Origin of the sequence: Paenibacillus sp. cl141a, assembly GCF_900109305.1 — a bacterium.
GTDB lineage: Bacteria > Bacillota > Bacilli > Paenibacillales > Paenibacillaceae > Paenibacillus_AQ > Paenibacillus_AQ lautus_A.
The window spans coordinates 786,207-797,996 of record NZ_FNZO01000001.1 but is presented as its reverse complement, the minus strand read 5'-3'; the positions used below and the strand labels follow the sequence as shown (position 1 = coordinate 797,996).

Annotated in this window: 15 protein-coding genes; 1 reads left to right on the top strand and 14 read right to left on the bottom strand. The window is 50.2% G+C overall.

Annotated features, from left to right (window positions below; genetic code table 11):
- Positions 1-14 precede the first annotated feature (14 nt).
- From BMX45_RS03810 to BMX45_RS03795, 4 genes are all read right to left on the bottom strand, one after another.
- Complete coding sequence (locus BMX45_RS03810) at positions 15-962, bottom strand: AraC family transcriptional regulator (RefSeq protein WP_015735934.1); 948 nt, start codon at positions 960-962, stop codon at positions 15-17.
- Positions 963-984: 22 nt separating this feature from the next.
- Positions 985-1,986, bottom strand: a complete 1,002-nt coding sequence (locus tag BMX45_RS03805) for a Gfo/Idh/MocA family protein (RefSeq protein ID WP_090908562.1) — start codon at positions 1,984-1,986, stop codon at positions 985-987.
- A 158-nt stretch (positions 1,987-2,144) separates the two neighbouring features.
- Positions 2,145-2,669 (bottom strand): YfiT family bacillithiol transferase, encoded by a 525-nt coding sequence (locus BMX45_RS03800; protein WP_090908561.1) that lies wholly within the window; start codon positions 2,667-2,669, stop codon positions 2,145-2,147.
- Between the two features lie 171 nt (positions 2,670-2,840).
- Entirely contained in the window at positions 2,841-3,758 is a 918-nt protein-coding gene (locus tag BMX45_RS03795) for an aldo/keto reductase (RefSeq protein WP_254777940.1), read from the bottom strand.
- Between BMX45_RS03795 and BMX45_RS03790 the strand changes: the two genes are divergently transcribed.
- Positions 3,758-4,465 (top strand): aminotransferase-like domain-containing protein, encoded by a 708-nt coding sequence (locus BMX45_RS03790; RefSeq protein WP_254777939.1) that lies wholly within the window; start codon positions 3,758-3,760, stop codon positions 4,463-4,465. The genes BMX45_RS03795 and BMX45_RS03790 overlap by 1 nt on opposite strands.
- Positions 4,466-4,739: 274 nt before the next feature.
- Here the strand turns inward: BMX45_RS03790 and BMX45_RS03785 are convergent, their stop codons facing one another.
- From BMX45_RS03785 to BMX45_RS03740, 10 genes are all read right to left on the bottom strand, one after another.
- Complete coding sequence (locus tag BMX45_RS03785; protein ID WP_254777965.1) at positions 4,740-5,645, bottom strand: hypothetical protein; 906 nt, start codon at positions 5,643-5,645, stop codon at positions 4,740-4,742.
- Positions 5,645-6,010, bottom strand: a complete 366-nt coding sequence (locus BMX45_RS03780; RefSeq protein ID WP_090908558.1) for a glyoxalase superfamily protein — start codon at positions 6,008-6,010, stop codon at positions 5,645-5,647. Before BMX45_RS03780 ends, BMX45_RS03785 begins: the two co-directional genes overlap by 1 nt.
- A 153-nt stretch (positions 6,011-6,163) precedes the next feature.
- Entirely contained in the window at positions 6,164-6,799 is a 636-nt protein-coding gene (locus BMX45_RS03775) for a DedA family protein (RefSeq protein WP_090908557.1), read from the bottom strand.
- 18 nt (positions 6,800-6,817) lie between these two features.
- A complete protein-coding gene (locus tag BMX45_RS03770) occupies positions 6,818-8,059 on the bottom strand; it encodes an MGDG synthase family glycosyltransferase (protein WP_090908556.1) in 1,242 nt (413 codons plus the stop codon).
- Positions 8,060-8,081: 22 nt separating this feature from the next.
- Positions 8,082-8,618: a phosphatase PAP2 family protein gene (locus BMX45_RS03765; RefSeq protein ID WP_090908555.1), complete on the bottom strand. Its 537-nt coding sequence runs from the start codon at positions 8,616-8,618 to the stop codon at positions 8,082-8,084.
- Positions 8,619-9,236 (bottom strand): YqaA family protein, encoded by a 618-nt coding sequence (locus BMX45_RS03760; protein WP_090908554.1) that lies wholly within the window; start codon positions 9,234-9,236, stop codon positions 8,619-8,621.
- Between the two features lie 330 nt (positions 9,237-9,566).
- Positions 9,567-10,214, bottom strand: coding sequence for an HAD family hydrolase (locus BMX45_RS03755; protein ID WP_090908553.1), 648 nt, complete (start codon positions 10,212-10,214; stop codon positions 9,567-9,569).
- 30 nt (positions 10,215-10,244) lie between these two features.
- A complete protein-coding gene (locus tag BMX45_RS03750) occupies positions 10,245-10,601 on the bottom strand; it encodes a zinc ribbon domain-containing protein (protein WP_254777938.1) in 357 nt (118 codons plus the stop codon).
- A 151-nt stretch (positions 10,602-10,752) separates the two neighbouring features.
- Entirely contained in the window at positions 10,753-11,451 is a 699-nt protein-coding gene (locus BMX45_RS03745; protein ID WP_090908552.1) for a YjjG family noncanonical pyrimidine nucleotidase, read from the bottom strand.
- Positions 11,452-11,515: 64 nt separating this feature from the next.
- Positions 11,516-11,785: a hypothetical protein gene (locus tag BMX45_RS03740; RefSeq protein ID WP_090908551.1), complete on the bottom strand. Its 270-nt coding sequence runs from the start codon at positions 11,783-11,785 to the stop codon at positions 11,516-11,518.
- Between the last annotated feature and the right edge of the window lie 5 nt (positions 11,786-11,790).

The window sequence follows — 11,790 nt, the reverse complement described above, 5'->3', positions numbered from 1 at the left end:
GGCTGATACTCCCCCTACAATTTCACATTCATGGCTCGGTATGTTGTTGGCGTATATCCGTATCTCTTTCGGAAAACGGTATGCAGATAACTGCCGCTGGAGAAGCCTTCGTGAATGGCGATTTTGTCAATCGACCAATTGGTATCGATCAGCTTCCTGCACACGGCTTCCAGGCGGACATGTTCCAGGATCTCGCTGAAGGACTGGCCTTCCGCTTGTTCCTTGAATATCCGCTGCAGCTGTCTTGAGCTGATATGCAGCTTCTCTGCGACGTCATCCAGCACAACCTCCCCCGAAGAATTCGCATGGATATACTCCAGCGCCAATTGATAACGGTAAGCCTTCATATCGCGCGAAGGCAGCTCCGCTTCCGATGGCTCGGATTCATATGCGCGCACAGCGCGCAGCAATATCTGAATAAGGCATTGCTTGATCGTTGTGTACAGACCCGAATATTTCTCCTGCGAAGCCTGATAAGCCTCAAGAAAATAAGGCATCGCGCGATGGATGTCCATCGTCGGCTTCATCGGCAATTCTCTCAGCTTCTCCATGCAGTCATCGGCTTCCGCCATTTCCCAAGGATCCGAAACAGGCAGTGCCGGGCTCTCAGGCTCGGAAATCTCATCGCGGGGAATGATGTCGACGTGCAGGCATAATTCGTCCATCGGTTCCGCGGTATCCGCTTCCTGATAATGAAGCACGTTCGGACCCGTTAAATAAAACATCCCTTCCCGCAGCGCATACGGCTCATCCTCCATAATAACGGTCCCCTTGCCGCGGGGTATGAAATGAAATTCATACTCCGCATGCTTATGGAAGGAGACAATCTTCCCGGGCGGGAAGGTGGTGAGATGAAACCGAAGGACTCGGATCTCGTAACGTCCCCAATAGACCCTAAGATCAAGCCGCTCCAAGGCATCCTGCCGCTCTTTCATCATTTCGTATGGAAAATGGTTATTCATCCCGGTGCATCATCCCTGTATCTTATGCTTGAAGTTCATCCAATCGAACAGCGCGATGCTCCTTGGCCGAACGATTGGCTGCCTCCATCAACTTGGTCAATTCAACCGCGTATGCGATATTTTCTTCGGCAACGGTATCTTCTTGAATATGAGAAATCCATTGTTCAAAAGCGCTTGCGCGGTTCGCCGGTACCGGCAACTCCACCCACGCATCCTTGTACTCTTCTTTTTTCGTTGAACGAATCAGAAGCTTGCTATCCGGCGTTCCGTACAGGATGGTTCCATCCGTGCCATGAATCTCGATCGTGAACGGAGAGAAGTTGTTAACGAATCCGGCTTCCACCACGCCGACGGCACCCGCTGCCGTAGAGAGCGTGGCAACGGCGTTGTCTTCTACCTCTTTACCCGTTATGTATCCGAAATTCGCTTGGACGTCAATGGCTTCCTCGCCAAGGAACAGGCGCGTCAAATACATCGGATGGCAGCCCAGATCGATCAGGGCACCCCCGCGGCACTCCTCCAGGCTGTAGAAATGCTCAGGCAGCCAACCGGCGGTTGCGCCATTGTGGGACAAGCGAACGCGAACGAGCGTCACGGTTCCCAGCAATCCCTGCTCCAATACCTCACGGATCGCCAGCGTATAACCGTCATTCAGCCGCGGCAGCGATACCGTGAATTTGACCTGATTCTCCTTCACGGCTTTCATGATATCATTGACCTCCTGAAGGGTTGCAGCAATTACTTTTTCCGTGAAAATATGCTTGCCTGCCGCTGCGGCCTTCAACATGACTTCTCTGTGCATGGATGTCGGGGCATCCACGATCACGGCATCAATATCGTCGCTTTGCAGCATGTCATCCAGCGATTCATGAAAACGCACGCCTTGCTTCTCGGCGGCTTCTCTTCCCCGCTCCGGATTCTCATCCCATACCGCTACGATCTGAGCATCGGGATGCTCCTGCGCTTGTTTCGTATAATCCCATGCGTGCACATGCCAATAACTAATTTTTCCGATTCTGATCATTCTAGTCACCTCAGTATCTAATATTAAGACATCATGCCATTAATCTATCACACGTACCGCCTGATTCACAGTGTAAAATTGCGACAATCAAGTTAGAAATCACGACATGTCCGCACACAAAGAACCCCGTCGTATGACGGAGTTCTTTGTGATTTCGACTAAAATCCAAATCGTTCTCTGGCTGACGTGATGTGGGCAATGTGGTGATTCCCATGCCATGCATACATGCCTGCGGCGTATTCCAAACTCGTTGTTCGCTGGTTCTCGGGATGGTAGAACGTTCTCAGATAGTCCCCATCCTTCATATTCTCCAATAATGCGACCCATCTGGCATGTAATCCGTCGATCAATGCAAGCGAAGCGTCAATGTCTTGTGTCAAGGAATCGTGCAGGGCAGCCCATTTCTGTTCGTCATACGGTTTAATCGTCGGGTTCTCTTCCGTCAACGCAAGTTTAAACCGGATATAGCTGTTCATATGACTGTCAGCAAGATGGTGAACAACCTGGCGGATCGTCCAGCCGCCCTCGCGATAAGCCTTATCCAGTTGTTCGTGGCTTAACCCCTGGACCGCTGCCCTCAGCTTCTCCGGCATTCCCTTAATCTCTCGGACCCAGACCTTCCTGTGCTCTGGCGACTTGCTGCCTCCCCAGTCAAACTGTCCTATCGGATACCTCAAATCCATGTTCCCTCTCTCCTTCCATTATGTTTGAAATCATTCCATGTCGTCATCATTTAAGCATCTCCGCCGAAAAATAATAGTGTCTGCACTCCTGATGGATGCTGCTTATTTCCCGTCGAAAAGGCCCTCGGCATCTGCCAAGGGCTTCTCTCCCGCTACATAACTGGAATGTGACTACATGGAGCCCAGTATACCTTCGATTTCGTTCATCTGTCCAGCCGTTAAAGGTCCAAAAGCAACGGCTCCTATTAATTCTTCCGCTTGACTTCTCGTTTTAAAGCCTGGAATCGGAATCGCCGCGCGGCTTCTTCCCCAAATCCATCCTAACGCTCCTTGAACTAAAGTACGGTCTTCACTCGTTAAAATCTCCCGCACCGCTTCCAGTTTAGCGAGGAACGACGGTACGGGTTTACCCTCCTTGAAATAGGCGACCCAGTCGTGACCGCTTCCTCGCACATCTTGATCACTGAATCGGGTGTCCTGATTAAATTTCCCGCTTAACAGCCCCATTGCCAAAGGCGTATTATTGATGCTCGCCAAACCATGACGTTCGCAAAGGGCAATCATCTCCTTATCGTCACTAAGAACATTCAGCACGTGCTGAATGGCTGCCGCTTCGGATCGCTCCGCAAATAACTCGGCATTGGCCGTATCCCAGGTACTCCAGCCATATGTACGGATCAGCCCTTCTTGACGAAGGCCGTTTAAGGCATCAATCACCGTTTCCACCTCATCCAGTCGTAATCCGCCTACATGAATCTGATAGAGATCGATATAATCCGTATCGAGTCGCTGAAGAGACTGCTCACAAGCGTAACGGATATAATCCGGCGTAACATTATAACGCGTAAAAACTTCCTTCGTTGCTTCATCATAGGTATAACCGAATTTGGTGGCTATCACCGCTTCGTGCCGCTTTCCTTTTAATGCTCGGCCAAGCACCCGTTCGCTATGCCCGGTACCATATACGTCTGCCGTATCAAAAAAGTTAACGCCTCTGTCCAGGGCGGCATGAATCCCTGCAACGGATTCACGTTCGTCCACCTCACCCCATCCGTCGGACAAGCTGTCCAACGTAAAATTCCCGCCCATTGCCCAGCAGCCTAAGCCGAGCAGGCTTATCGTTAGCCTCCAGGTTTCATTCCATCTATATCGAAGACCCCACGATCGATATTACCCGCGATATTTTTCAGATGATGAACTATCGGCTTGCACCGGTTGAGGTGGATCACAGCGGCATGCGCATCGACGCCCTGAGGAGTTTCGCGCCAGGTCATCTGGTTTTATTAACGCCGTCACATCAGTTTCCATCCGGCAGCGTATTATCCATCCAGCGCAGACATCAGGTCATCCGGATGCTGGAGGAAGCCGACTCCTTCGTGATCGAAGATGATTATGACAGCGAATTCCGGCTTCGAGGAATCCCGGTACCTCCTCTGCAGACGCTCTCGCCTTCGAGAGTCATTTACGTGGGAACATTCAGCAAAATCTTAACGCCGAGCCTCCGAATCGGATTCATGATCGTGCCGCCGGATCTAACCGATGCCATAACCGAGATGAAAGATAAACTGAATATACATACCCCGACCGCCATTCAACAAGCGCTAAGCCAATTCATTCTGGACGGCCATCTGGAACGGCATATCCATAAGATGAAAAAAGTGTACAAGAAACGCCGCAATGTATTAACGGAACGGCTCCATCACTTGTTCGGGCAGGATATTTCCATCGTCGGCGATGATGCGGGGATGCATCTTCAGGTGATATTCGGTCCTCAAGCTTACGCTCTCCTCCCCTAGAACGATACGGTCTCACACGGGTTTCGCGTCGAGCCTGCTTCTAATTACAGAATCTCGCCATCGCGTCCTCCGAGTTCGACAGGGATCGTATTGGGGTATGGAAACCTTTCGACGATAGAGATCGAAGAAGGCTTAAGCAGGCTTTACGCATTTGCTTCCTCTTGCAGGGATTCATCTTGATACGCGGGCATATCTTCCTTTCTCCAAACAACAATGGCTCGGTTCGCTTTACGGCGAACCGAGCCATATCTGTTTCATCCTCAGAATCTTGCCATCATATCCCCTCAATCCGGTCAAAATTACGCAGCGTCCGAAGCGCATTCAGTGTCATAACGCCCTTCCATTCTTCCTTGGCCGACGGCCATACGTCCTCGAATTGGTACCAGCTCCAATTCGGCTCCCAGGCGCCATCTTCGCCCTGGTTCTCTATAAGCAAGTCCAGCTCACCCGGAAGAAGCGCTCGATATTTTGGAAAATAAGGAGAGTTCGGTGTGTCCATTATGCTCAGCGGTGTTGCCCCGTATCCCTCCCGGTTGCCGGGGTCCAGGCTAATGCAGTTGTCCATGAAAGACTCCAAAGCCTCCCTGATCTCGGATGCCTGTTCCTTTGGCAACCGCTCATTCAAGCGCAAGTAACAAAACAGCTCATGCATTTCTTTTAAATCGCTGGTTCGATTCAGGTAGTCCAGAGCATAACGAACCAAGAAATCCAGCGATTCCAGAGGATACAGCTCCCGTTCATCGATAAAATAAGCGATGATTTCTGCATTGGGATTGCCCCAATGGTCCTTAAAAGCGCCGTATTGCCACCAAATCGCTCTAGGTGACTGCTCCGCTTCTTCGGGGATAATGTCCCATCCTGAGCGTTCAGGCACATATGTGTGCTCGAGATACTGTAACGCGCATATAACCCGTTCGTTCCGTTCGGGATGATTCGGATGTAACCGAAGAATCTCCAGGGCTCTGGTCGTCGCCAGGGCGGATGACTCCTTGCAGCGAAGGTCGGGCTCAAGGCCATGACCGAATCCGCCATCCTCGTTCTGGTAGCTGGAGAGCTCAATCAGCACATCCGTAAACGACCCGTTCTCGAATTCATATCGGAACAAGGCCCGTTCAAGGTTTCTGGCCCGCTGCAGCATATACTGCCTTGCTTGTTCCCATCGTATCTCGTCTAGCTTCATCACTCGGATTCCATCTCCTCGTAGAAAGTGATTCGGTTGCCGAACGGATCCGTTACACATAGCTCTTTGCTGTTCCATGGGGCGATCTCAATTCCGGGTCTCTGATACGGATAGTTCTGGCTTGACAGCTGTTCGTGAAAAGCTTCAATTCCTGCGATCTCCACGCGGATGGCTGCTCCAGGGGAGCAGTCGCCGTAATGCTCCGTTAAATGGATCAATAACGAACCTTTGGAGATTTGCATGTAAAGCGGCGCCGAATCGTCAAACCGGTGCTCCCAGTCCAAGGTGAAACCAAGATACTGCATGTAGAATTCCCTTGCCTTCGTTTCGTCGAACACCCTGAACAACGGTATGGTTTTGCTCATGCCAGGCCCCTCTCTCCTCTCATCATTCGTATACATTATGTATGGGCTGCTGTTGACTTATTGTAGATCGTACCACAAATCACGTCACAGCTCGTCCCTGTCTTATATATACCCGAGCAAACCAATGATCCTACGCCGGGTCATGGATCCTAACTATTCATTCCTTGTCGCGTTGGTCAGTTTCTTGGCCTTCTCGCGTTTCACGCGGCTCCGTACCAGCAGAACGAGAACTGAACCTGCCAGACAGAGAAAGATGACTTTTAAATAATGCTCCACCACATTCAGAATGTACTGCCACTGCTCCCCGAATATAAAGCCTATGCTGAAGAATGCCAATACCCATGCAGCCACCCCCGTGTATCCATATATCCAAACCGTCCGGTAGGGAACCCGAATCATGCCGATGAAGTACCCGATAAACTGCCTGACTCCGGGAATGAAAAAACAGACAATGAGCAGCTTGTTCCCATACTTGCTGTAATACGCCTGTGTTTTCTCCACAAGGGACGGCTTGATGAACAGCCATTTTCCATAGCGTTCAATCAGAGGCATCCCTAACCGGTAGCCGAGGATATAGGTAATGGTCAGTCCCATGGCCGCTCCTATAAAAGCAGATCCCATGGCCGGAACCATGTCGATGACCCCCTTATAGGCCAGGAACCCGGTATAAGTCAGGGTAGTGTTTCCTGGAGGAATTGGAAGAGCAATAAAATCAAGAGGAAGCCCAATCAATAACACCAGATAACCATATTGTTCAAACAACCGCTCAACCAATTCAAACAAATTCATGGGGAAAACTCCTTCGTCTTACCGATAACTGTCATGGTAGTGGTGCAGGGCTTCATTCACATAAACTTCCCTGTTCAGCACCTCGTAGGGCACCGTGTTCTTTTCTTCGGCCCATTCTCGTGAAGGGCGGTAACGCCGTTGAATCTCCATCAATCGGGTCAGAACCGATAGCGCCGAATCTTTGTGCGTGTTAATGGCCGCTTTTCGCTTCATCTCTTGCAGCAAGGACGGATCCGTCATTAGCGTCATGAATTGATGCTGCAGCTCTCCCGCCATAGCTTGACGTGCCACGCCAATGCCAACCAGGTAGTCCGCATTATCCTGCTCTTGGCCCGGCAAGGGTTTTACCAACAGCATGGGACGTTCCATTGTTAATGCTTCGGAAATCGTGAGACCTCCCGGCTTCGTCACCATCAAGTCGGCCATCGCCATCAATTCATGCATACGATCCACATAACCCATGACGGTGATTTGCGGATGCTCCGCAAACTCTTCCAGCAGCGATTGATATAATTTCATATTGCGTCCGCACACGACCATAAACCGAATATCCTGCGGGTATGCCCTGGATTTCAAGAGCTCGATAATTTCTTTATCGATCATCCCTTCTCCGCCGCCCATGATCAACACGACCTGCTCGGATGGTTTCAAGCCATAATAATCTCGCAGCCGTTCCTCATCCACCGGTTGACTGTAGAGCGGGTTGACGGGTATCCCGGTCACGGAGATTTTTTCGCTCGGCACGCCTTTGCGCTCCAATGCAACCTGGACCACATCGGACCCGACCATGTAATAATCCGTATGCGAATGGATCCAATAACTGTGATCCGTATGATCCGTCATGACGGTGGCCGTCGGCACGTCCGTGTAACCCATCGCTTTCAACAGGGACATGCCTGCCGCTGCCGGCGGAAACGTACTGACTACGATAGCCGGCTTTTCGGTTTCCAGCATCCCGCTCAGTTTTTGAAGACTGAAGGTACTGAAGCGTTTCAGCATCTGAATGAGCGTGTTTTCCTCGCGCGTTTTTTGGAACAAATAACCGTAAACGGATGGAAAATGCTTCATCCACTGCACAAAGAAAAACTGTCCGGCCACATGCAGCCGCGGATGGGTTAGCTCCATGTAATCAATGACTTTAACGCGCAGATGAGGGTATTTTCTTTTTGCTGATTCCACAATGGCCTTTGATGCCTGGTTATGACCCTCTCCCAGACTTCCGGTTAAGATGATAATTTTTTGCTCATATATGGATCTCATTGATATTACTCCTTATCTAACGTTATGTGTTTCCCAAGACATGCATCAGGTAAACGACCAGCCATCCCGATCCGAATCCGATCAAGCTTCCCGCCAGACAATCGGTCGGGTAGTGATATCCCCAATAGATACGGGATAGACCGACCAGCGCAGCCAGAATGATCAGCAGTATCGTCGGCAGCGGCGAAACCAGAAACAACAGCGGGGTAATGACTGCAAAAATCGCCGTTGTATGGCCGGAAGGGAAGGAGTAATCCTTTAGCGGGAAATTTCCGATCTTTACCTGCTCCAAAACCCGGAAGGGACGATCTCTTCTGACGATTCTCTTGATGAGGACCACGATCAGATGGCTAACGGTTAACGCAATGGCACTCTGATATGCCGTTATATCCCAAGCTTCGAATGCTGCCCAGGCGATTAGCAATGCGCTCAGAATGGTGAAGGTGGATCCGCCGAGATGGGTGATGCCGCCGAACAACCGGTCAAAGGCACGGTTGCTGATCGTCTGGTTGCACCAGACGAATACCCGGTGATCAAAGCTTTGCAGTCGCTTTATCATTTATTCTTCACCTGCCGTTACGTCAATTGAATCTTTTGGCCCCTGCACGACAGGGACCTCCGAACGTTTATTCCTGCGCTTCTTGATAAGCCGCACCGTCAGCCAAATGCCCCCGATCAGAGCACCTACGGATAACAAAATAATCGTAAGCACGCTGTCCACCATGTTCTCGGCAGCACGGCCATATACGTAGAACAGCACACCCACCGTGTAGAACTTCACGGCGCGTCCGAGCGCTGCATAGCTGATAAGCTTCCATAAAGGATAGTTCATGCAGCCGGATAGAATGGTGAATATTTTGAAGGGAATCGGCGTAAACGCACCGACCAGGATAGCGGCTTCGCCATGCTTGGTAAACAAGGCGGTCGCAGAATCATACCATTTTTTCTTCATGATCTTCGTCAACACCAAATTCCCTGAAGCCTTGCCGATTCCATATCCGATGGGCGTTCCGATCAAGCACCCGACAAACCCGATCGTGGCGAGCCAGATCGCACGGTCCGGACTCAAGGCACTTAAGGACAACTGCGAGAACAGTGCCGGAATCGGAAAAATAATCGCGTCGATCATGGCATGAATGAATAATCCGATATCGCCTAAATTACGTAAAAAATCCATCAGGCCTAATCTCCTCTGCTTGGCTGACCCTTGGGCAGCCCGTGTATCGTGCGATATCGTTGCTTACATTCGAATTTGAAATCATCGGTTCACATTCCTCTCCCGTATCATGTTAATGCAAGGATATCATGAATGGAGCAGGATGCCCTCCGTCTTCAGACGATAATGAACCTAGACTTAGGTCTAGATCCTAATAGTAGATATAATATAGTAGATATAGTATAAACGAGTTTTACGATCAAGAAGTTGGGTTTATAACCATTTGAACCAAAAACAAAAAAACAGCTCAGCCGCAATGTGCGGCCAAACTGCCAGGATTCAAGACCAAGTCTATTTAAATTGGCAAATCTTCAGAACCTCCCCGATGGAATCCACGACATGATCGGCTTGCGACAAATCCTGATTTCCCGAATTCGGGTTCACGAAGCCGATGCATGTCATGCCGGCCGCCTTCGCTGCAGCAACGCCATGCCGTGCATCCTCCAGCACCATGCAGTGCTCGGGCTCCACGCCTAACAATTCGGCCGCCTTGAGGTACACGTCCGGCGCCGGTTTTCCTTTTTCCACCTCTTCACCGCTCACGACGCATTCGAATTGATCCAGGAGATCGAACTTGCGCAAGACGGCCGTAATAAATACGGGAGGCGAGGATGATGCAATCGCAGCAGGGATACGACGTGCTTTAAGTTCAGCCAGGAGCTCCCGGATGCCGTCAATCGGCTCCATTTCCCGAGAGGTGAGCATCTCGATTTTATTGGACAATTGGTATTCGATAATCTCCGAAACGGATTGGGCAAGCTGATGCTCATGTTTAATGGCTGCCCACATCTCCGGATTGGTCATGCCTACATACTTTTCCAACTGTTCATGGGTTATCGAGGATCCGTAGTAGTTCATCACCTGGATATCCACTTCAAAGTGCAGCGGTTCGCTGTCAATAATGACCCCGTCCATGTCAAAAATAAATGCCTGTATCATGTTCATGCTCCTTTGCTGATGTTCTGTTAGTTAACCCCAGATGATATCGAGCACCGTTCCCAGCACTCCGGATTGATGTCCGCGGAGGACATCGGGATTGAATACCTCGACGAAACCGCACCGCGTACAGGATACGAAGAGATAATGATGATGGTCGATATCGAATATTTTGCTTAAGCCCGTACCGCTCATGCTGACCTCCTGCGAGCTGCATTCACGGTGACCGCAGCGGCGGCAATGGAACTTGCTGGCCATTAATTCCTCAATGCTTAGGTAATCCATTTCGGCTGTTGAATCGTACCGGTCGGTAGTCTGTTCATTCGTCTCTGTGCCTAGATGCTCCGGCAATACCTCATGCTTGCATTCCGGACACACACTATCAATCAACGTTACCTCCTGTGCACACCATGGACACTGAACCACCTCAGCACTTCCCCCCCTTTTCGCATGGAGCCTATGGAAAAACCCTCAGCATAAATAATAAACGTCTAGGAAGGATCATGTTGTCCCCCACTTCATCGATCTGGCCAAAGCACGGTCATTCGGATGAAATGACGTCGTGGAGCTCCTCCAAAGTATGTATTTCATACTTGGGGTGAATGGACGTCGGATTGGCCTTTCGCTGCGGGTTATACCAGCAGGTATCTATCCCGTAACGGATGCCTCCTTGTATATCGGAAGTTAACGAATCGCCAACAATGAGCACCTCGCTTTTATCCGGGTGGTTTAACTTATCGAAGGCGTAATCGAATATTCCTTCGTGCGGCTTTTGAGATCCTGCATCCTCCGAAACCACGATACATTCAAAGGAATCGCACAGCGCCGATCGGCTGATACGATTAAACTGCACTTCCTTGATTCCGTTCGTGATGATGGCCATGCGTTGACCGCGCTCGGACAGTTGACTGCACAGCTTCTCTGCCCCTTCCATGAGAAAGGAGCCCTGTCCTAAATACTTTATGTAGATATTGCTAAAGGCTTCAGCGTCCAAAGCGCATTTGATACTATGTTCCTCCAGGAGTCTTTCGAACCGAGCCGTACGCAATTCGCCCTGCGTCACGATCCCCTGCTCGAAATCGTTCCACAACTGCTGGTTTATGCGCCTGTAACTGTCTACGATCGCATTCGTGCACTCCTGGTGGATTTCGCCAAAAACGCCGGCTAACGCAAACGCCTCCGATTGGGCATAGTCGTATAGCGTATCGTCCGCATCAAATAAAATAACGTTGTATCGCAAGGCTGGGCCTCCTTTCTTGCTGCTTAACTTAAACCATTACCCTTTCGCTACCCAGCATAACATTTTATTCATCCGGATTCATCGAACCATTGTCGGATGTCGAAGTTAATCTGGATTGTCGGTTCAATTCCTGGATCCTCTGCCTTTGTTGATGATCTAGACGGTCTCTGTTACTCTTCACCAACTCCGTCAGACGCATGAAAATTAACAATAATATCGTAATGATTACACCTGCTGAGAACACCATCATTGCCCATTCGTCCACGCCTAAAAGCGTAATCAAAAGCAATTCCGTCACAATGAAGATCCCCGCTCCAAGGGCAAGCTGTTTCATTGGGC